The 22,038-nt window shown below is 59.6% G+C and carries 15 protein-coding genes and 1 pseudogene; 13 read left to right on the forward strand and 3 right to left on the reverse strand.

What is annotated here, in order from left to right:
- From AWB69_RS42530 to AWB69_RS42565, 8 genes and pseudogenes are all read left to right on the forward strand, one after another.
- Window positions 1–219 (forward strand): annotated as a pseudogene (locus AWB69_RS42530) (sugar ABC transporter substrate-binding protein); the annotation flags it as partial.
- 321 nt (window positions 220–540) lie between these two features.
- On the forward strand, window positions 541–2,175 hold the full coding sequence (locus AWB69_RS42535; RefSeq protein WP_062092768.1) for a sugar ABC transporter ATP-binding protein: 1,635 nt from the start codon (window positions 541–543) through the stop codon (window positions 2,173–2,175).
- A gap of 348 nt (window positions 2,176–2,523) precedes the next feature.
- Complete coding sequence (locus tag AWB69_RS42540; RefSeq protein WP_062092769.1) at window positions 2,524–3,612, forward strand: LacI family DNA-binding transcriptional regulator; 1,089 nt, start codon at window positions 2,524–2,526, stop codon at window positions 3,610–3,612.
- Window positions 3,613–4,071: 459 nt separating this feature from the next.
- A complete protein-coding gene (locus AWB69_RS42545) occupies window positions 4,072–5,796 on the forward strand; it encodes a methyl-accepting chemotaxis protein (RefSeq protein ID WP_156529180.1) in 1,725 nt (574 codons plus the stop codon).
- Window positions 5,797–6,186: 390 nt separating this feature from the next.
- Window positions 6,187–6,948, forward strand: a complete 762-nt coding sequence (locus AWB69_RS42550; protein ID WP_062092770.1) for a 2-keto-4-pentenoate hydratase — start codon at window positions 6,187–6,189, stop codon at window positions 6,946–6,948.
- A 715-nt stretch (window positions 6,949–7,663) separates the two neighbouring features.
- Window positions 7,664–9,586: a PrkA family serine protein kinase gene (locus AWB69_RS42555; protein ID WP_062092771.1), complete on the forward strand. Its 1,923-nt coding sequence runs from the start codon at window positions 7,664–7,666 to the stop codon at window positions 9,584–9,586.
- 313 nt (window positions 9,587–9,899) lie between these two features.
- On the forward strand, window positions 9,900–11,165 hold the full coding sequence (locus AWB69_RS42560; protein WP_062092772.1) for a YeaH/YhbH family protein: 1,266 nt from the start codon (window positions 9,900–9,902) through the stop codon (window positions 11,163–11,165).
- Complete coding sequence (locus AWB69_RS42565; RefSeq protein ID WP_062092773.1) at window positions 11,162–12,814, forward strand: SpoVR family protein; 1,653 nt, start codon at window positions 11,162–11,164, stop codon at window positions 12,812–12,814. Before AWB69_RS42560 ends, AWB69_RS42565 begins: the two co-directional genes overlap by 4 nt.
- A gap of 107 nt (window positions 12,815–12,921) precedes the next feature.
- On the opposite strand, the gene AWB69_RS42570 is transcribed toward AWB69_RS42565, so the two are convergent.
- Window positions 12,922–13,989 carry an AI-2E family transporter gene (locus tag AWB69_RS42570; protein ID WP_062092774.1) on the reverse strand — a complete coding sequence of 356 codons (1,068 nt, stop codon included), beginning with the start codon at window positions 13,987–13,989 and terminating at the stop codon, window positions 12,922–12,924.
- Between the two features lie 236 nt (window positions 13,990–14,225).
- Between AWB69_RS42570 and AWB69_RS42575 the strand changes: the two genes are divergently transcribed.
- From AWB69_RS42575 to AWB69_RS42585, 3 genes are all read left to right on the forward strand, one after another.
- A complete protein-coding gene (locus tag AWB69_RS42575) occupies window positions 14,226–14,810 on the forward strand; it encodes a TetR/AcrR family transcriptional regulator (protein ID WP_062092775.1) in 585 nt (194 codons plus the stop codon).
- A gap of 97 nt (window positions 14,811–14,907) precedes the next feature.
- Window positions 14,908–15,837, forward strand: coding sequence for an SDR family oxidoreductase (locus AWB69_RS42580; RefSeq protein WP_062092776.1), 930 nt, complete (start codon window positions 14,908–14,910; stop codon window positions 15,835–15,837).
- Window positions 15,834–16,493, forward strand: coding sequence for an NAD-dependent epimerase/dehydratase family protein (locus tag AWB69_RS42585; RefSeq protein ID WP_062092777.1), 660 nt, complete (start codon window positions 15,834–15,836; stop codon window positions 16,491–16,493). Before AWB69_RS42580 ends, AWB69_RS42585 begins: the two co-directional genes overlap by 4 nt.
- Window positions 16,494–16,531: 38 nt before the next feature.
- Here the strand turns inward: AWB69_RS42585 and AWB69_RS42590 are convergent, their stop codons facing one another.
- Together AWB69_RS42590 and AWB69_RS42595 are read right to left on the reverse strand one after the other, a co-directional pair.
- On the reverse strand, window positions 16,532–17,536 hold the full coding sequence (locus AWB69_RS42590; protein WP_062092778.1) for an aldo/keto reductase: 1,005 nt from the start codon (window positions 17,534–17,536) through the stop codon (window positions 16,532–16,534).
- A 102-nt stretch (window positions 17,537–17,638) separates the two neighbouring features.
- On the reverse strand, window positions 17,639–19,024 hold the full coding sequence (locus AWB69_RS42595) for a DHA2 family efflux MFS transporter permease subunit (protein ID WP_062092779.1): 1,386 nt from the start codon (window positions 19,022–19,024) through the stop codon (window positions 17,639–17,641).
- Between the two features lie 124 nt (window positions 19,025–19,148).
- On the opposite strand from AWB69_RS42595, the gene AWB69_RS42600 reads away from it, so the two are divergent.
- Both AWB69_RS42600 and AWB69_RS42605 read left to right on the forward strand, forming a co-directional pair.
- On the forward strand, window positions 19,149–20,009 hold the full coding sequence (locus AWB69_RS42600; RefSeq protein WP_062092780.1) for a LysR family transcriptional regulator: 861 nt from the start codon (window positions 19,149–19,151) through the stop codon (window positions 20,007–20,009).
- Window positions 20,010–20,255: 246 nt separating this feature from the next.
- Window positions 20,256–21,899, forward strand: coding sequence for a tannase/feruloyl esterase family alpha/beta hydrolase (locus AWB69_RS42605; protein ID WP_062092781.1), 1,644 nt, complete (start codon window positions 20,256–20,258; stop codon window positions 21,897–21,899).
- Window positions 21,900–22,038: the final 139 nt, after the last annotated feature.

Raw genomic sequence — 22,038 nt, forward strand, 5'->3', positions numbered from 1 at the left:
GGCAAGGCGGGCAAGGTGCAGGTCGTCGGTTACGACAACATCAACGCCATCAAGCCGATGCTCGCCGACGGCCGGGTGCTTGCAACCGCCGATCAATACGCTGCAAAGCAGGCGGTATTTGGTATCGACACGGCTTTGAAGGCAATTTCCGAGCACAAGAAGCAGTCGGAATTGTCGGGCGTGGTGGAAACGCCGGTGGTCCTGGTGACCAAAAAATAGGTAATACACGCATAGGAAATTGGAATTGTCTGCTTAAAATCTCAAGAAGCGGGCGCCGCTGCCGATAAACGAGAGAATGGGATGATCAACTCGTTTTTTCGATGAAAAGCCAGCAGGCCCGCATCTTGTATCTGGACGTGGTAGGCCGTTGGTGCTTTGCGGACAAGGCTGGTTGCAAACGATTGCGGTCTGGGCCGGTGTGGGACAGAAGCGCCGTCGCATCGAAATCCGCGAAATCCGCCAGGTTCGCGAGTTTCCGGCCGGGCACAGCGAGAGGGGCGTGCGTTCCAGTATCACAGCCGCTTTTCGCCGGAGAAGAGGATGGACGACAGAGTGACGGCCGCGCCCGTTCTCACGGTGAGCGGTATAGGCAAGACCTACGTGGAACCGGTTTTATCGGACATCACGCTGGATCTGCACGCGGGCGTCGTGCTCGCGTTGACCGGGGAAAACGGCGCCGGGAAAAGCACGCTCTCCAAGATCATTGGCGGACTGGTCGATCCGACTACCGGCACCATGACCCTCGGCGGAACACCTTACGCGCCGGCCAGCCGCAGGCAAGCGGAAGCGCTCGGCGTGCGCATGGTGATGCAGGAGCTGAACCTGTTGCCCACGTTGTCGGTGGCGGAGAACCTGTTCCTGAACCGCTTGCCGCAGCGCAAGGGGTTTAAATTCGGCTGGATCGACCGGGCGGCGCTGCGTGAGGACGCCCGTCACGCGATGCAGCAAGTCGGGCTGGACGCGATTCACCCGGACACGCTCGTGGGCGAACTGGGGATCGGGCATCAGCAGATGGTGGAGATCGCACGCAATCTGATTGGCGATTGCCGCGTGCTGATTCTCGACGAACCCACGGCCATGCTGACGGCCCGCGAAGTGGACCTGCTGTTCGAGCAGGTCGAGCGCCTGAAGGAGCGGGGTGTTGCGCTGGTGTACATCTCGCATCGGCTGGAAGAATTGCGGCGGATCGCCGGGCGCGTGGCCGTGCTGCGCGACGGCAAGCTGGTTCACATCGACGCCATGCAGAACCTGACGAGCGACCGCCTGGTCACGCTCATGGTGGGCCGTGACATAGGCGAGCGGATCGATCTGGGCGAACGGCGGATTCGCGACGTCGCGCTCAAAGTCGCCGGCATGAGCCGCGGCCAGGTGGTTCGCGATGTATCGTTCGAAGTGAAGGCGGGCGAGATTTTCGGCATCAGCGGGCTGATCGGCGCGGGCCGCACGGAATTGATGCGCCTGATCTACGGCGCGGATCGGGCCGATAGCGGTGTGGTCTCGGTGGCGCATGACGGTGGGGCGCTCACGCCGGTGAAGATTGCATCGCCTGCGGACGCGGTGAAGAATGGTATTGCACTGATCACCGAGGATCGCAAGGGCGAGGGTCTGCTGCTGCCCCAGCCAATTGCCGCGAACATTTCGCTCGGCAATATCGGCGCGGTGTCGAGCAACGGATTTGTCGACGGACGGCGCGAAGCGGCGCTGGCGCAACAACAGATCGACGCAATGCATATTCGCGCTGCCGGTCCATCGCAGCCGGTGTCGGAGTTGTCGGGCGGCAATCAGCAAAAGGTGGTGATCGGCCGCTGGCTGGCGCGTGACTCCACGGTGCTGCTGTTCGACGAGCCCACGCGCGGCATCGATGTTGGCGCAAAATTCGATATTTACGCATTGATGGGTGCGCTCGCGCTGGAAGGGCGGGCGCTGGTGGTGGTGTCGAGCGACCTGCGCGAATTGATGCTGATTTGCGACCGGATCGGGGTGATGTCGGCGGGACGGATGACCGGAGTTTTCGAGCGGGATAGCTGGTCGCAGGATGCGTTGCTCGCAGCGGCGTTTGCGGGCTACACGAAACGCGACGAAATCCTCCAGGAACCGATCTTGCCTGATGCCAAGGCGCCCCCTCGGCAAGGAGTGCCGGATGGGCAAGCCGATCGACCGGCAATCGACCGTTGACACGGCATGGCGGAGGTTTTTGAAAGCAGTTGAATCAAAGTGGTGAAGGTCGTGAAGTTGGCGAACGTAGCAAAATCAGTTAAGAAATCAGCTGAGGCAGGCGCAAAGCGGCAAAAAGCTGCGGTGTCTGCCAGGCATGAAAGCCGGCGCGGGGAAACGCTGGCTGAACCGTCGTAATAGCGGTCGTCATGGCAGTCATGACGGCCGCAAACAGGCACGTAGCGGAACAGCAGGACCAAGCAGGCAACCGCGGGAGCGCTGTCCTAGAGGGCGGCGCGGTGGGACGCAGTTGCGGGGGCCAACCAAGAAGAGCAAGAAGCAGGACCAAGTCAGAGAGAAGGACCAAGTATGGCGACGATCAAAGATGTAGCAGCCATTGCGGGCGTATCGTTTACAACGGTGTCTCATGTTGTGAACAACTCGCGGCCTGTGTCGGCTGAAGTGCGGCTGAAGGTGGAGCGCGCGATCCTGGAGCTTGATTACGTGCCCTCGGCAGTGGCGCGTTCGCTCAAGGCGCGAAACACGCTCACCATCGGCTTGCTGGTGCCCAACGCCACCAATCCCTACTTCGCCGAACTGGCGCGCGGCGTGGAAGACGGGTGTGCAAAGAACGGCTATTGCATGTTCTTCTGCAATTCCGACGACGACCCCGCGAAGCAGCGCAGCTACTTGCGCGTGCTGCAGGAAAAACGCATTGACGGGCTGGTGATCGCGTCGGCGGGGGAAGACGCGGTGCTGGCGCAAAGCCTGGCCGGATCGCGTGAGCCGCTGGTGATCCTGGACCGGAATATTGAAGGGGTATCGGCGGATCTGGTGCAGATCGACCACGAGAAGGGCGGTTATCTGGCCACGCGCCACTTGCTGCAACTCGGCCACTCGCGGGTAGGCTGCATTACCGGCCCGATTGCCACGGCGGTCAGTGCAATGCGCGTCCACGGGTTTATCCGCGCGATGGCGGAGCGCGGCATCGAGATCGAACCGAACGCCATCCAGCAGAGCGCGTTTTCGGCGACCGGCGGTTACGAGGCGGCGTCCCAGCTCTTCGATACCCTCAGGCCCACCGGCATTTTCGCGTGCAACGACATGATGGGCGTAGGTGCGTTGCGAGCGGCCGCGGAGCGGGGCATCAACGTGCCGCGTGATTGCTCGATCATCGGTTTCGACGATATCGAATTGAGCCGGTACACGTACCCCGCGCTGTCGACGGTCGGGCAGTCGGTGCGCGAACTTGGCGAGTTGGCGGCGCAGACGCTGATCGACCGGATCGCGGGCAAGGTGCCGGCGACCACGCGGCGGCGCGTGGTGACGCCGCACATGATCCTGCGTGAATCGACAGCCGTCGTATCGGAAGTGTTGCCGCAGGCGTATCGGAAAGATGTGGGCTCTGCTGCTCCGCATTACGCGGCGCAGGATCACGGTAATACCCAGAACGCCTGAAGCAGGCGGAGGGCGCGTACATTCGGGGTTTTGCCAGCATCGGCAAAACCCCGCTTTGCGGCGCCCGGACGCGGGCGAACCGCTCGCGGTAACAACGCTTTAAACATCAGAAGCGCTCAATTCAAACGGACCACCGCGTCCGGCTGCATCGTCATTTCCCTTCCGCCCGCCGCCTTCCGAATCAACGCTCACATCCGCCTGTCACGCCGGAACGACGCCCAGCACGATTAACCCTGGAACATTTACAACAATCGCATTAATGCGCTTATTTGCTTAAAGATGCGTATCTAAAGTTCTTAGGGTAATTCATTAGACGAAATAACATTTCATGAATTTCCTCAAGTGCATCGTTCACGCGCCGTAAAAGATGTCCAAGCAGGCGAATCTGGTCTTGCTCTGAAATCGCGATTCCAGGACCGCGTCGTGCCGACAATCTTTATCAGCAGCTCCGAGGAAATCATGAACATGAGTTTAACGATCAAGGCGCGTCTCGGTCTGGCAATGGCATTTCTGGGGCTGCTCCTGATGGCTATTGGCGGACTGGGGCTCTACGGGATGAATCAGGCGAACCAGGCCTATCGCGACACATTTCAAAACCAGATGCCAAGCGCGAACGCCGTCAGCAACGCCGAGCTTTATACCGCTCGGGAGCGGCTCATATTCGACCGTGCCGCGTTTCTTGCGGGGACACCGGAGGTAGCGGCGACCATCGAACGCGGCGGCATGATGCGTGGCCGTGCCAACGATTACTGGAAAAAGTACACCGAGCTGCCGCAGGACGCGAACGAAAAGCAACTCGCCGACACCTCCAACGCAAAACGCCTCGCGCTGCAAAAGGTGATCGACAGCGGCTATGAAGCCGTCAGGGCCAATGACCAGGCGCGGATCATAGAAACAGCCAAGGCGATGCAGGTCGCTTACGGCGAACTTTCGACGGCCAACGACGCGCTGCGCAAGTTCCAGTTCGACGCCGCCAGCCAGGGCTACGACGGGGCCCAGTCGGCCGCAGCGACGTTTCGCATGCTGAGCCTGATCGCCATCCTGGCCGGCCTCGCTGCCGCCGCGTTCTCGTGGTTCTCATTGCGCCGCGCGATTGGCCGGCCGCTGGACGCAGCACTCGAGCATTTCGAAGCAATCGCCGCGGGCGATCTGCGCGGCAAGGTCGTCCCCACGTCACGCGACGAAATGGGCCTCCTGATGCAAGGCCTCGCCCGGATGCAGGCCAGTCTCGTCGGCACGGTGCGCAGCGTGCGCTCGGGCAGCGAATCCATTGCGACGGCGACCAAGCAGATTGCGGCGGGCAATATCGACTTGTCGTCACGCACGGAAGAACAGGCGTCGGCGCTGCAGGAAACGGCATCCAGCATGGACGAACTGACCGGCACCGTGAAGCAGAACGCCGACAACGCCCGGCAAGCCAGTTCGCTGGCGGCCAACGCGTCGGAGATCGCGAACAAGGGCAGCCGCGTGGTGGCGCAAGTGGTCAACACCATGGGTGACATCAACCAGAGTTCGGCGAAGATCGCGGACATTATTACGATCATCGAAGGGATTGCGTTCCAGACCAATATCCTCGCGCTGAACGCGGCCGTGGAAGCCGCGCGGGCCGGTGAAGAAGGGCGCGGTTTCGCTGTCGTGGCGGGGGAAGTACGTAACCTCGCTCAACGTTCATCGGCGGCGGCGAAGGAGATCAAGGGTCTTATCGATACCTCGGTCGAGCGCGTGCAATCGGGAACCTCGCTGGTCGATGAAGCCGGACGCACGATGACCGAAATTATCGGCGCGGTGCAACGCGTGACCGACATCATGGGCGAGATCGCGGCAGCCTCGCAGGAACAGAGCAGCGGCATCGAGCAAGTGGCGCGTGCGGTCACGCAGATGGACGAAGTGACGCAGCAGAACGCGGCACTGGTAGAAGAGGCCGCGGCTGCGGCTCAATCGCTCGAGGATCAGGCAGCGAAGCTGCGGCAAGCGGTGGCGGTATTTCAACTCGATGACGACGGTTCGCTCGACGCCGGTGTCAGCCGCGCCGCCGTAAAGCCCGGATCATCCGCGGCGGCAAAGCCGCGCCCGGCCGTTCCGGCAAGACCGCGACGCGTGGCACCGGTAATGGCATCAGCTAAAGCGCCTGTTACAACAAGGCCGGCGACCCCTGCGGCAGCCGGAGATTGGCAAACCTTCTGATTGGCTGCGCGGGTCCATTGAGTCGAACACGCTCCGCGAACCTGGTTCGTGGAGCGTGTTTTTTTATTGATCGCGCTTTCACTGGCGCATCATCCTCGCCGATTGACCGAGTTGAGAACTGACGCGTCCCAAAGACGCTTCCCACTTTCTGAGCACGCAATGAGGGTCCCATTTGAGGGCTCGATTCTAAGGGTCCGATTCGCTCGCGGCCTTGGCCTTGAGCCCTGCGTCCGGTCAACACAAGAACCGCCGGGCAATCGCTGCCTCAGAACCCCCATTGTCCAGACCCGAACTCGCGATCCAGGACAACTTCCCCGTACACTGAGCGCACTTCGTTCATCCTTCACGGGATTAGAACGCGTTTTCGATGCCCACCACAGGACGCTCGCCATGACCGTATCCACCCTTGCCGCGCAACTCGTTCAGGCTCGCCGCCAGCGCACGCTGATAGAAGACCTCGAGTCAGTCGATATCCCTGCCGACGACGCAGCGGCTTACGCCATCCAGCACGAAGTTCTGACCCTCTCCGGCGCGCGGATCGGCGCCTGGAAGGTCGGTGCACGTGCGCCCGGCGCGCCGGCGAACACGGCGCCTATCGATGCGGAACTTGTCCACACATCGCCCGCGCGGATTGCGCACGCGTCATTTTTTCGCGTGCTGATCGAACTGGAGATCGCGTTTCGTTTTTCGTATGCATTGCCGCCCCGTAGCGAACCTTACAGCCGCAGCGAAGTGTTCGCGGCGCTGGGCGGCATGGGCGTGGCGCTGGAGGTGGTCGATAGCCGCTTCGCACAATGGCCGAACCTGGCAACGCTGGCACAACTTGCCGATTCGCAAAACAATGGCGCGCTGGTCGTTGGCAAGATGGAGCCGTACGATGTGATCGCCCCGAACTTCGATTTCCTTTCACCGCTGCTCGAACTGTCCGTCGACGGCGTCTCGATCGTGCCGCCCAGCACCGGTAATCCGGCAGGAGATCCTCGCGAACTGCTGGTGTGGTTCGTCAATCATTGCAGCGCTCACGGTCACACGGTCCAGCCGTTCTGGACCATCACCACCGGCTCCTACACGGGTGCACGGCGGGTCGAGGGCCCAAGCGTGGTCAGCGGTCGGATTGACCGCGTAGGTGAGATCGAACTGACGCTGGAATGACATTTTCGCGGCATTTCGGCGCACGGTGACAGCGGCGCAAAAACCATTCATGCGCGCCGGTTACATCAAAAAAAGGCACTCGTCAGAGTGCCTTTTTTACCTTTTAAATCCATCTCCACTTAGCGGGTATAAGCGGTCAACGGATGCCGGTGCGTATCGTTTAGTAAGAGAGACACGGCGGTTGAGCGCCAGCAGTTCAATGACACTGAAGAGTCGATGTCAAAAAAAACGCACCAGCTCTTGCATCGTTCCAGTGCTGCGAAGCGTATATGACATAACTGCTGTGGGATAACCGGTGGATAACATGTGGATGAGCATGTGGATGAGCGGAGGACAACACAGGGACAACTCGGCATAGGCGCAACATGGGGACAGGGTACACGCGGCATATGAGCGACATAAACGCTCAATGTATAACCGCGGGCAATGCTGGACCGCCGGCAGCAGCAGCCGGGGTATTTGGCTGCCAGCATGTCGCATGGGTCCGGGGCTTGTACAGCAAGGCTATGCAGCCAATGCGGAAAACGTTTCGCGAGTCGGGATGATGATTGTAGGTGAACGAAAATATTCCACCAAGCTAGGAATACTTCGAAGCAAATCAACAACGCATTTGCATGAAAAAAAATTCGAATAGGTTTAGGATGAACTGAAGCGATGTTGTTCTGATTAGGCGCGCCGCGCACGCATTGCTTTCTGACTTCGGCGAGGAGGTAGCATGGATATCTACAGCAGTTTCGCGACCCGCTTCGAAAAGACCCGCGAGGAGGAATTCTCGCTCGAAGAGTATCTCGCGCTCTGCAAAGACGATCCTGCAACGTATGCAACTGCGGGCGAACGGATGTTGGCGGCTATCGGGGAACCGGAGTCAGTCGACACGCGCACCGACCCGCGTTTATCGCGTGTGTTTGCAAACAAGGTGATCAAGGTGTATCCGGCATTCCGTGAGTTCTATGGAATGGAGGAAGTGATCGAGCAGGTGGTGTCGTACTTCCGGCATGCAGCCCAGGGGCTGGAAGAGAAGAAGCAGATCCTGTATCTGCTCGGACCTGTGGGCGGCGGCAAGTCATCCATTGCCGAACGTCTGAAGCAGCTGGCCGAGCGTGTTCCTTTCTATGCAATCAAGGGTTCGCCCGTCAACGAGTCTCCTTTGGGCTTGTTCGACTATGACGAAGACGGTCCTATCCTTGAAGAGCAATACGGCATTCCGCGCCGCTATCTCAAGCTCATCCTGAGCCCGTGGGCAGTGAAGCGCCTTCACGAATTCAATGGCGACATCCGCAAGTTCCGCATCGTTCGCCGTTATCCCTCCATCCTTCGCCAGATCGGCATAGCCAAGACCGAACCGGGCGATGAGAACAATCAGGACATCTCGTCACTGGTCGGCAAGGTCGACATCCGCAAGCTCGAAACCTATTCGCAGGACGACGCTGACGCCTACAGCTACTCCGGTGGATTGTGTCTTGCGAACCAGGGCTTGCTTGAGTTCGTCGAAATGTTCAAGGCCCCGATCAAGGTGCTGCACCCGCTGCTCACCGCTACCCAGGAAGGCAACTTCAAGGGCACGGAAGGTTTCGGTGCGATCCCGTTCGACGGCGTGATCCTCGCTCACTCGAACGAGTCGGAATGGAAGACGTTCCGCAATAACAAGAACAACGAAGCACTGCTCGATCGTATCTTCGTGGTGAAGGTGCCGTACTGCCTGCGCTATAGCGAAGAGATGAAGATCTACGAGAAGCTGCTGCGTAATTCTTCGCTGGCCGAAGCAGTATGCGCTCCCGGCACGCTCAAGATGATGGCGCAGATGGCGGTGCTGACCCGCCTTCATGAACCGGAGAACTCCAGCCTCTTTTCGAAGATGCAGGTCTATGACGGGGACAACCTGAAGGACACGGACCCCAAGGCCAAGTCGTTCCAGGAGTATCGCGACTTTGCGGGCGTCGACGAAGGCATGACCGGCGTCTCTACGCGGTTCGCGTTCAAGATCCTGTCGCGGGTATTCAACTTCGACTCCACTGAAATTGCGGCCAATCCGGTGCACCTGATGTACGTGCTGGAACAGCAGATCGAACGCGAGCAATTCCCACCGGAAACCGAACAGAAGTACCTGTCGTTCATCAAGGACGTGCTGGCGTCGCGGTATGCCGAGTTCATCGGCAAGGAAATTCAGACCGCGTATCTGGAGTCGTATTCGGAGTACGGGCAAAACATTTTCGACCGCTATGTGACGTATGCCGATTTCTGGATCCAGGACCAGGAATTCCGCGATCACGATACCGGCGAGAGTTTCGACCGGGCGTCGCTGAATGCGGAACTGGAGAAGATCGAGAAGCCGGCCGGCATCAGCAACCCGAAGGACTTCCGCAACGAGATCGTGAATTTCGTGCTGCGGGCGCGGGCGGCGAACGGCGGCAAGAATCCGGCGTGGATCAGCTACGAGAAACTTCGGGTGGTGATCGAGAAGAAGATGTTCTCGAATACCGAGGAACTACTGCCGGTGATCTCGTTCAACGCTAAAGGTTCGGCGGAAGAACAGCGCAAGCACGAGGACTTTGTGAACCGGATGGTCGCGAAGGGCTACACGCCGAAGCAAGTGCGCCTGCTCTGCGACTGGTATCTCCGGGTACGCAAATCGTCGTAATGCAGGCTTTATGCGGCCGTCGTGTGGCCTTCGTGTGACCTTGCACAACGGCAATTTTTGATCTGCTTTTTGGTCTGCATTTGGGCATTTTCCACAGGGAGATGAACGAGTTCTCAGCGAAGCCCGGAAAAACGTGATTGAATCGTAGTTGTGTTGTCAGTTTTGAGTAGTTCAGACTTATGGTTCGCGTGATGCTGGCCGTTGGTGCCAGCGGAAACGCGAACATCTTGGCGAGTGCCTTGCGGCCTTGCGCCGCAGTGCGGTTCAGGCCGCCAGCGCTTCGCTTCCTCGCCAATTACGCGGGAGACTGGATGTGCTGCATCAAATCATCGACCGCAGGTTAGCCGGTAAGAACAAGAGCATTGCCAACCGCGAACGCTTTTTGCGTCGTGTCAAAAACTATATTCGCCGTGCGGTGTCGGACGCCGTTCGAGACCGCAGCATCAAAGACATCCAGAGCACGCAAAGCATCACGATTCCCAAGAAGGACATCGCCGAACCGTCGTTCCGGCATGGCCCTGGCGGAAAGCGTGAGCTCGTGCATCCGGGTAACGCCGACTACATCCGGGGCGACAAGATAGCGCGCCCGAATGGCGGCGGTGGTGGCGGCGGCAAGACCGCGAGCAACGAAGGCGAAGGGCAGGACGACTTCGTGTTCGAGCTGTCGCGCGAAGAGTTCATGCAGTACTTCTTCGACGACCTCGAGTTGCCGCGCCTCGTCAAAACCCAGTTGCTTGCCGTGCCCACGTGGAAGAACGTGCGGGCCGGGTTTTCGGCTGAAGGAACGCCGAACAATATCGATGTCGTCCGGTCGCTGCGCAGTGCGCTCGGGCGGCGGATCGCGCTGGGGTCGCCTTTATCGCGCCAGTTGCACGAGATGGAGCGGCAGTTGGAAGTGCTTCAACTGGAGAACGACGACGCAGAGGAAATTGCGCGGCTGGAAGCCGATATCGTGATCATGAAAGGGCGCATTACGCGAATTCCTTTCATCGACCCATTCGACTTGCGGTACGTCAACCGGATCAAACAACCTACGCCATCGAGCAAGGCGGTGATGTTTTGTCTGATGGACGTGTCCGGTTCCATGGACGAGCAACGCAAGGATCTCTCGAAGCGTTTCTTCATTCTTTTGTACCTGTTCCTGAACAGGAACTACGAAAAGATCGAAGTCGTGTTCATCCGGCATCACACGCGCGCCGAAGAAGTGGATGAAGAAACCTTCTTCCATTCGACCGAAAGCGGCGGTACGGTGGTATCCAGCGCGCTTGAGTTGATGAAGAAGATCATGGACGAACGGTATTCGCCTACTGAATGGAATATCTACGGTGCACAAGCGTCCGACGGCGACAACTGGACAGACGATTCACCCAAGTGCCGCAAGCTGCTCTCAGAGGACATTCTTCCGAAAGTGCGATATTTTGCCTACATTCAAGTAGCGCCCGAAGAGCAGAATCTCTGGGTGGAATATGCTCGTCTGGCGCAAGGCGCGCCTGAACTCGCGATGAAGAAAGTTGAATCGGCTGCGGATATTTATCCGGTCTTTCGCGAATTGTTCGAGAAACAACAGGCGGCTGCATGACAACACGGCATCTGAACAACGAAGCACGTGGGTATCACCTCAAACCCGGCGAAGAACTGACAGCACAAGACAGCGCGCCACAAAAGGCCAGGGGGCCCCGCAAAAGCGCGGCGTCGGAAGGAGACACCATGAACGTGGCAGAAAAAAGGCCGTTGCCGTGTCCATCGGATTGGACTTTCGAGCTGATCGAGGAATACGACACCGAGATTTCCCGTGTCGCGCAGCGGTATGGGCTCGACGTCTATCCGATCCAGCTGGAACTCATCAGCGCCGAGCAGATGATGGACGCGTACGCGTCGGTCGGCATGCCGGTGAACTACCGGCACTGGTCGTTCGGCAAGCACTTCCTGTCCACCGAGAAGAGCTACAGGCGCGGCCAGATGGGCCTTGCGTACGAGATCGTCATCAACTCGAATCCGTGCATTGCGTACCTGATGGAAGAAAACACGATGACGATGCAGGCGCTCGTCATCGCGCACGCGGCGTACGGGCACAACTCGTTTTTCAAGGGCAACTACCTGTTCCGGCTGTGGACGGACGCGCACGCCATTGTCGATTACCTTGTTTATGCGAAGAATTACATCGCAGAATGCGAGGAGCGGCACGGCATTGACCGGGTGGAGGAACTGCTCGACTCGTGCCACGCACTGATGAACTATGGCGTGGACCGGTATAAGCGGCCGCAGAAATTGTCGCTGGCGAAGGAAATGGCCGCACGGCGCGAACGCGAAGCGTATTTGCAGTCGCAAGTGAATGAACTTTGGCGCACGCTGCCGAATAAGAAAGCGACGACGACCGAGGAAATTGAAAGCCGATATCCGCCGGAACCGCAGGAAAACCTGCTGTATTTTGCGGAGAAAAATGCTCCGCTGCTTGAGCCGTGGGAGCGCGAGGTTATTCGCATCGTCCGCAAGGTCGGCCAGTATTTTTATCCGCAGCGGCAAACGCAGGTCATGAACGAAGGGTGGGCCACGTTCTGGCATTACACGCTGCTCAATACGCTTTATGCGGAAGGCCGTCTGGAAGACGGTTTCATGATGGAATTCCTGCATTCGCACAGCAACGTGGTGTATCAGCCGCCCGTTACCAAGCAGTATTACAGCGGCATCAACCCGTATGCCCTCGGATTTTCCATGATGAGCGATATTCGCCGCATCTGCGAACACCCGACGGATGAGGATCGCGAATGGTTTCCGGAGCTTGCCGGCAGTGACTGGCTTGAAGCGCTGCATTACGCCATGCGCAACTTCAAGGACGAGAGTTTTATTGCGCAGTATTTATCGCCACATCTGATTCGCGAAATGCGCCTGTTCTCCATTCTCGACGACGATATGCGCGACTCGCTGGAAGTGTCCGCCATTCACGACGAAAGCGGATACCGGTATGTGCGCCAGGCTTTGTCGCGGCAGTACGACATGCATCATCGCGAGCCGAATATCCAGGTGTATTCGGTAAATACACGCGGCGATCGCAGCCTGACGCTACGCCATTTCATGACCGATAACCGTCACTTGACCAATGACAGCGAAGAAGTGCTCAAGCACATGGCGCGGCTGTGGCAATTCGACGTGTATCTTGAAAGCGTTGATGAAAATGGCACGGTGAGAAAGCGCTTCGACTGCAAATACACCGGGGCGGAGAAACGCTGAGTTCACTGGGTGAGTTTGCTGAATTATTCGTTATCGCTCGTTGAGGCATAAAAAAGCCGGCTCGCTGATTAACTCAGCGAGCCGGTTTTTTATCGAGCGCCGAAACTCTAGACCTTATCGATCCTCCTGGCTTCTTCGTTTTGCGTGAACAGATCCCAGCTCGCCATGAACAGCGCGGCGATCAGCGGTCCAATCACGAAGCCGTTGATCCCGAACAATCCCATTCCGCCCAGCGTGGAAATCAGCACCACCCAGTCAGGCATTTTCGTGTCCTTGCCCACCAGGATAGGGCGCAGCACGTTGTCCACCATGCCGATCACCACCACGCAGAACACGATCAGGATCACGCCGCGCCAGATGTCACCGGTGATCAGGAAATAGGCTGCTGCCGGCGCCCAGACCAGCGCGGCGCCAATAGCCGGCAGCAGCGACAGGAACGCCATCAGCACGCCCCACAGCAGCGAACCCTGGATGCCCAGCAGCATGAAGATCATGCCGCCGAGGAAACCCTGGACGGCCGCCACCGCGATATTGCCCTTCACGGTCGCCCGGACGACAGTCGTGAACTTGGCGATCAGGTGTTGCTTGGGCTCGTCGTCCAGTGGCAGCGCGCGGCGAATGCGCCGGCCAATTTCACCGCCGTCGCGCAGCAGGAAAAACACGAGGTACATCATCACGCCGAAGCTGATCACGAACTGGAACGTGTTCTGGCCAATGCTCAACGCCTGCGAGGCCACGAACTGGCTGATCGCGGCGGCGCCGTTGGTCAGCCGTTGCTGAATGCTCGGGATATCGGTCAGGCCAAAGCGGCCAAGCAGCGCCTGCACCGAGTTCGGCAGTACGTGAATGGCTTGCTGGAAGTAGGTTGTGAAATTGGGCTGGCCAGCCTTGATCTGGGCGTACGCAAGGCTGATTTCCTGGACGAGCGTGGCAGCAACGAAGCTGAGCGGCAGGATCACGATCACGATCGTCAGGCCCAGCGTGGCGAACGCCGCCAGATTGCGCCGCTTGCCGAATTTAGCCGCGAGGTAGCGCTGCAGCGGCTGGAACAGGATCGCAAGGATTGTGCCCCAGAAGATCGCGCCGAAGAACGGCAGCAAGATCCAGCAGAGCGCGACCGTGACAACAAAGAGCAAGAGGTGGAAGAAGTTCTGGTGAACCGTACGGTTATTCATGAGATCCCTGATGTGAGGCGGAGTCCAGGTGTGACGAGGGCGAGCTTCAACGCCTGGTCACCCTTACCGATGCAATTGCCGGATGCTAGCACGTGCAAGTTTTGGTCCATGAAGCATGGCTTTGTAAGGTTTATTTCGCATTTGGAAACCCTCGTCCCGCCATCGTTTTGCCGGTATCTCAAAAATAAAATAGGTATAATTGAGTATCTACTCATTAATCGATTCGATCACGCACGATGGCTCGACCCAAAAGCGACGACAAACACAACGCGCTGCTGCTTGCCGCAGAACAGGTTTTCGCCCAGCGCGGGCTCGCTGCCGCGCCCACATCGGCTATATCGAAGCAGGCGGGGGTGGCGGAAGGGACCCTGTTCACTTACTTCCGCACGAAGGACGAACTGGTGAACGCGCTTTATCGGGCCATCAAGCTCGATGTCGCCGATGCACTCATGACCCGGTTTCCCCGGACGGGACCCGCACGTGACCGGTTGGAATATCTGTGGGGCGCGTTTGTTGATTGGGGCGTCGCGAATCCGCAGCGGCTGAATGTACTCGACCAGTTGTCGGTGGCGGATACGGTCAGCGAAGAGTCAAAGGCGGTCGGTTATGAACCCTTTGCCGAGATTGAAGCGCTTGCACAGCACAGTATCGACACGGGTGTCCTGCATGCCTATCCGTGCGCATTTATTGCAGCAACCATGAAATCAATGGCTGAAACCACAATGGCCTTCATGACCGCTTATCCGGCGGAGGCGGGTCAGTATCGGACGATTGGGTTCAACGTGTTCTGGAACGGCATCTCCCGCAATACGGATAGTTGATTCACAGGTCGACCAGGCGGGCGACGTTTTATTGCCAGCTCAATTCGACGGTTTAATGACTGATTACTCACGCAAAAATACACTGGAGGACGAGCATATGAATACATGGACCACAGCCGATATCCCCCCGCAATCGGACAAACGCGCGCTGGTGACCGGAGCGACCGGTGGATTGGGTTATGAAACATCGCTCGAACTGGCGCGGGCCGGCGCCGAAGTGATTCTCACCGGGCGTAGCGAGGCGAAAGGGCGAACCGCGCTCGAACGTATTCGCCGCGAAGTACCCGCTGCCCGGATTCGTTTCGAGCACATTGATCTTGCCAGCCTCGCGTCCATTTCGAGCACCACGCAGCGTCTGCTTGAAGAGGGCGCTCCGATCGATCTGCTCGTGAACAACGCCGGCGTGATGATGTTGCCCAAGCATGAAACAACCGCCGATGGCTTCGAGCGGCAGTTCGGCACCAACTATCTCGGCCACTTCGCGCTGACTGCCCAGTTGCTGCCGCTGTTGCAAAAGAGCGCCGCGCCTCGGGTGGTGAACCTGAGCAGCATTGCGCATCGGCGAGGGAAGATTGCGTTCGATAATCTGCAAGGTGAGCGGGCTTATAAAGCATGGCCGGCGTACGAGCAGTCGAAGCTCGCCATGCTGATGTTCGCGCTGGAACTGCAACGCCGCAGCGACGCAAACGGCTGGGGCCTCATGAGCAACGCGGCGCATCCGGGTTTTGCGCGGACGGATCTCATCGCGAACGGGCCGGGTACTTCGGGCGTATTGTCGATGCTCAGCCGCGCGATGATGCCGTTCCTGAGCCATAGCGCGGCCGAAGGCGCATTGCCCACGCTGTTGGCAGCGACCTCGCCGGATGCACGGAGCGCGGCTTATTACGGCCCGAAGGGTTTCCAGGAGTTGATCGGCGCGCCCGCCGAGGCACGCATTTTCCCCCAGGCGAAGGACACGGCGGTTGCCGCTAAACTGTGGGATGTATCGGTGAAACTGACGGGCGCATCGTGGCCTGAAAAATCATGAAAATACTTATTTTTGGTGCGACGGGAATGGTCGGGCAGGGTGTGCTGCGCGAATGCCTGCTTGATAAGGATATCGAACGAGTGGTGACTGTGGGGCGCAATGCGACGGGGCAGCAGTACCCGAAGCTCACCGAAATCGTGCATAAGGATCTGTTCGATCTCACGCCGATCGAGGCAGAACTCACCGGCTTCGATGCGTGCTTTTTCTGCCTGGGCGTGTCGTCGTTCAGGATGAGCGAGGCGGACTACACGCACCTCACTTACGATCTGACGTTCGCGGTCGGCCGGACTTTGTCCCGTCTTAATCCGGACATGACGTTCTCGTACGTGACGGGAGCGGGAACCGATACAAGCGAGCGCGGACGCAGCATGTGGGCGCGCGTGAAAGGCCGCACCGAAAACGCGCTGCTGCGCATGCCGTTCAAGGCCGCGTATATGTATCGTCCCGGGATGATCCAGCCAATGGACGGCATTCGCTCGAAGACGGCCGTGTATCAGATGGTGATTTCGCTCGGGCGGCCCTTGCTTCCCGTGTTGCGGCGCGCGTTCCCGAACGCCATTACGACGACCAGCCAGCTAGGGCGGGCAATGATCGCCGTGGCCCGCGAACGCGCCCCGTCGCGGGTGCTGGAGTCGCGGGACATTACAAGGTACTAGACCTTTCACTCGCGCCGAAGGCCCGAACAACGAATGACTTATCGCGCGGCATCGCCCCAACGATATTCCAGCGTCGCGTCGTCCAACTGCGCTTTAAGTTCGGCATCGAGTGCAAGATCGACGGCGGCCAGCGTATCCGAGAGCTGATCGGGCCGGCTTGCCCCGATAATCGCCGACGTCACCGCCGGGTTCGCCAGGACCCACGCCACCGATGTCTTCGTCAACGACTCACCGGTTGCGCCCACGATCTGCTTCAGCTTTTCGATGGTTTCAAACTCGCGCTCATGCCAGTAGCGCTGGTGATACATCGCCCCCGCCTTGCCCACGGCCGCCGTAAACCGACCTTCCGACGGAGTGGCATCGTGCTTATGCTTGCCCGTCAGCAAACCGCCCGCGAGCGGGTTATACGGGATCACGGCCAGATGCTCGTCCGTGGCAAGCGGCAGCAACTCGCGCTCGATCTGCCTGAATAGCAGGTTGTAACGCGGCTGGACGGAAACGAAACGCGCGACGCGCAGGAAATCGGAACGGCCCAGCGCAGTGGCCAGCCGGTACGCGAGAAAATTCGATACCCCCACGTAACGCGCCTTGCCCTGGCGCACGATGGTATCGAGTGCTTCCAGGGTTTCGTCGAGCGGCGTAGTGAGGTCGTCGGAATGCAGTTGGTACAGGTCGACGTAATCGGTATTGAGGCGCTTGAGCGACGCATCGATAGCGTCCAGCAAATGCTTGCGCGAGGCGCCCTGATCCCACGGCGACGGTCCCATCTTGCCGACCGCCTTCGTCGCCAGGATGAACTGACTGCGCCGTGCGGGTGTTTCCTTCAGCCAGCGCCCGACGATCTCCTCGGTGCGCCCGGCCACGCCTTCCGTGCTGCCGAGCGGATAGACGTCGGCGGTATCGATGAAATTGACACCGGCTTCAGCAGCACGATCCATGATGCTGCGCGACACGCTCTCTTCGGTCTGCAAGCCGAAGGTCATCGTGCCGAGGCACAAACGCGAAACGTTCAGGCCGGTACGGCCAAATCTGCGGTACTGCATGGCGAGCTCCTGGGGCGTGTTGAATGTCCTGCCAGCTTAAACGTTCAGGCCCGAGCCTGCATTTGCGCTGCCGGATGATACGAACTACAGACGCTACGAATGCTACGAGGTCACGGCCTGCGGCGCCGGGCGCGGGGGCACGGCATCGAGGAAACGGAACACAATGGCCGAAGCCAGCGTCACCACTCCCACGCACACAAAGGCGATCCGGAACGCAAGCGCCGCCGAGCCGAGGCTCGCTGAGAACACCGACACCAGGCCGCCGCCAATCGATACCCCCAGGCCAATTGCCAGCATCTGCACCATCGAAAAGAGGCTGTTGCCGCTGCCGGCGTCCTTGATGGACAGACCCTTGAGCGTGACGCTGTTCATCGCCGCGAACTGCATGGAATTGCACGCGCCGAATACAGCGAGGATCGCAATCTCGATCGCGAGCGGCGTGCTCACCGAGAACGAAGCGAAGCCGACTATCGATGCCCCGACAAGAATGGTGTTCCACAGCAGGAAATTGTCGTAGCCATAACGCTTCACGAGCGGCGAGATCCAGCCCTTCGCAACGGTGCCGGCGAACGCGGCGGGCAACATCATCAGACCCGAATGCAGCGGCGTATAACCGAGCTGCAGTTGCATCAGCAGCGGCAGCAGAAACGGCACCGCACTCGATCCGATCCGGCACAGCAGGTTGCCGATCAAGCCCACGCTGAAGTTCGGCTCGCTGAACAAGGACAGCTTGAAAAGCGGATCACGCCGGCGTCTGGCATACGGAATGTAAGCGAGTGCCGCGATTGCGGAGAGCGCGAACAGTCCGCCCGACACCAGCAACTTGTGCGTATGCGCGGGGCTGTCGAGCGCCATCGAAAACGCGACCATGCAGAGCGACAGCAACCCGCAGCCGAAAAAGTCGAAGGGCGCGGCCTCGGCAATGGCATCGTTGGGAAGAAAACGATGCACGGCGAACAAACCCACTGCGCCAATGGGCACGTTGATCAGGAAAATCCAGTGCCATGTAAACGATTCGACGAACCAGCCGCCGAGCGTCGGTCCGATGATCGGCCCGACCTGGCCCGCAATTGAAATGACCGCCAGCGCGGAGACATACGCTTCGCCCGTCACGCTGCGCAGCACGGCCAGCCGGCCAATAGGCAGCAGCATGGAACCGCCGATGCCCTGAATCACGCGCGCCACAATGAGTTGATTCAACGATTGCGCGTTGGCGCAGCACAGCGAGCCGATCACGAACAACAGGATGGCGACGAAGTACACGCGCCGGGTGCCGAAACGGTCGGCGAGCCAGCCCGACGCGGGCGTGAGGAGCGCCATGGTCAGCGTGTAGGCGACCACAATAGGCTGCATCGCAAGTGGCTGCGCGTGCAGGCTGCGCGCCATGGAGGGCAGGGCCGTGTTCACGATGGTCGTGTCGAGGGCCTGCATGAAAAAGCCGACGGCCACGATCCACAGGAGCGCCGTATGTGAGTTTTTTGAAGTCATCTATTGCAGCAGGAACAATGTCGCGCAAGGCTCACGCGATGTGACGATTTTAAGACGTCAACTGGCAATCGGGAACCCCGCTGGCCGCATTGACTATCATCGGAAAATTCGATCACAATAAGTCATGCTCAATCCAGTCTGGCTGAACACGTTCGCGACGGTGGCCGCGTCGCATAGTTTCACCGACGCCGGACGCCAGCTCAAGCTGACGCAATCCAGCGTGAGCGAACACATCCGGCGGCTGGAGGAACACGTCGGGCGCCGGCTGCTCGTGCGCGATACCCATTCGCTTTCGCTCACCGCCGACGGCGAAGCCATGCTGGTTCACGCCCGCATGATCCTGGAGGCGATGACCCACGCCGAGATGCAATTCCGCTCGCCGCGTCTGCGGGGCCGCGTGCGCCTGGGGTCCTCCGACGACGTCGCGCTCGGCCCGCTGCCAAGCGTACTCGCGGCCTTTCGCCGGACACATCCGGATGTTGAACTGGAAATTACCATCGGCATGACGGGACGGCTTTACGAGCACCTGGACGCAGGGTCGATCGATCTGCTGATCGGCAAGCGGCGCATTGGCGATGCGCGCGGTATTCCGCTGTTTTCCGGACAGCTCGAATGGCTTGGGCTGACCGGCACCGAGGTGGACCTCGATCAGCCGCTGCCGCTGATCCTGGTAGCGGAACCGAGCGTGACGCGCGCCGTGGTGCTCGACTCGCTGGCTGCTGTCGGCGCGCGCTGGCAGGTGGTCTGCACGAGCAGTTCGTATGCGGGGTGCATCGCGGCTGCTCGTGGCGGACTGGGACTCACCGTGAGGTCCCATTTCCTGGCGGGAAGAGGGCTATCGCCACCGGTAAATCGCGCGGCTCTGCCGGAATTGCCGCAGGTTGAATTCATCGCTTTAGGGGCGAAACATTTGAGCCGCCCTGCGGAGACGTTGCTGGAAATTTTGCAGAACAGCGACCTGCGAGGCGAATGGCCGGGTGAGTGACCAAATGATCGCCTGTTGGTCAGGGCACGACCCGTGCGCCAAGGGCTGGCGCGGGTGTGGCGGTATTCATCAGATCAATCGAACGGCGGGCCGGTTGTGCAAACACAACGAATTCTGACAATCGGATTTCTATCAATCAGAGGCTTCTTATATATTGTGCGGCGAAAAACGCTGCCGGCTTTCCGCTTCAACCCTGGCGCAACAACTGATTGCAGCCAGGCACCGCAGCAATCCACCCTTTAGGCGATGCCCCAAGCTACAACCCTTCTCCTGCGTGCGCTGTTGGTGTTCACGGCAGTGTTTGCGTGCAGCACTCGCGCAAGCGCCGCTGCGTACGTCGTGAAGCATTGCGACGAACTGGAAGGCCAGTCGGTGCCGGCCTCGGTGATCGGCTTGCCTACTCGCGGCGCCACTATCCTGAGCGCGTCGGTGGTAGCCGCCGCCGCGCCGAAAAATCGCAACGGCGAGTATTGCAGGGTGGTCGGCGTGATCAAGGCGGTGCTGGACACCACGCCCGATATCCGTTTCGAGGTCAATTTGCCCGCACTCTGGAACGGCCGCGCGTTGCAGATGGGCGGAGGCGGTTACAACGGCTCGATCGTGAGCGGCACCGAGCCCGCGGCCTTCGCGCCTTACGCTTCGCCGCTGTCCACCGGCTACGCGACCTTCGGTTCGGATTCCGGCCACGTAGGCAACTCCGGCCGCGCCGATTTCGCGATGAACGACGAAGCCGTGGTCAACTTCGGCTACGGTCATCTCAAGAAAACCCACGACGTCGCGCTCGCGCTGATCATGATGGGCTATGGCCGCAAGCCCGAGCAAACCTACTTCGCCGGCGGCTCGACGGGTGGGCGCGAAGCATTCACGGTGATCGAACGCTATCCCGACGACTACGACGGCGTGATCGCCAACGCACCGGCCATCAACTTTTCGGGCGTGCGCCTGATGGGCGTGAAAGTAGGGCAGGCGGCTTATGGAACGCCTGGCGGCGCCCTCGGGCCGGTCCAGCAAAAGCGCGTGTTCGGGACCGTGCTTCACGAATGCGACGGGCTGGATGGCGTAGTCGACGGCATCGTCTCGAACGTGGAAGCGTGCCGCAAACACGAACCGCAGATCATCGAGCAACTGCGATGCGCGAGTGGGCAACGGCCTTCGTTGCGGGACAGTTGTTTGTCGGAGGCGCAACTGGCGACGCTGGAAATTCTGCGCGATGGTTTTACGCTGCCATATGAACTTGCCTACGGGGTCACGAAATACTACGGCTATAACGTGTTCCAGGGCGTGGATTTTTCCAGCGGACTGGGGCTCGGAAATTCACCGGTCCTCACCCAGCCCCTGACCTTCGATGCCGATGGTTATCTGTTCACGCAGGGCGCCAGCTATATGAAGTACTTCGTCACGCATGACCCGCGCTTCAATACGCTTGGCTTCGACGTCGATCGTCCGGGAGTCTACAAATCCCGCATGGTTGATTTGTCGGCGACGGTCGGGGCGATGAACCCTGACATATCGGAATTCCTGGCGCATGGCGGGAAGCTGATCACCATGCACGGTCTTGCCGACGAAGTCATCAGCCCGAACCAGACCATCGCTTTCTATCAGTCGCTGGTGGCGAAGTACGGGCAGAGTATTGTCGATTCGTTCATGCGGCTTTACATGGTGCCGGGATTCCAGCACGGCAACGGTGTGTTCATTCCGGCGTGGGACGAGCTGGGTGCGCTCGACCGGTGGGTCACCATGAACATTGCGCCGGAGACGCTGCTGGGAACCGATATAGCCAGCGCGACCAACGGCCGGACCCGGCCGCTGTGCCGGTACCCTGGTTATCCGAAGTACCTGGGCCGTGGCAACGTCAACAATGCCTCGAGTTTTCGATGTGAAAACCCCTGACCGGGCCATGTTTGCAGTACGGTCAGTGCTCGCCGTTGTTCCCGCACCGCCTCATGCACGAACTAGTACAACATCCCGTAAATAGGTTTAATAATTATCTGGCTGCAAATAAGGCTCCAGGAGCGTAACGACGAGTTGA

It is taken from the genome of Caballeronia udeis (assembly GCF_001544555.2).
Lineage (GTDB): Bacteria > Pseudomonadota > Gammaproteobacteria > Burkholderiales > Burkholderiaceae > Caballeronia > Caballeronia udeis.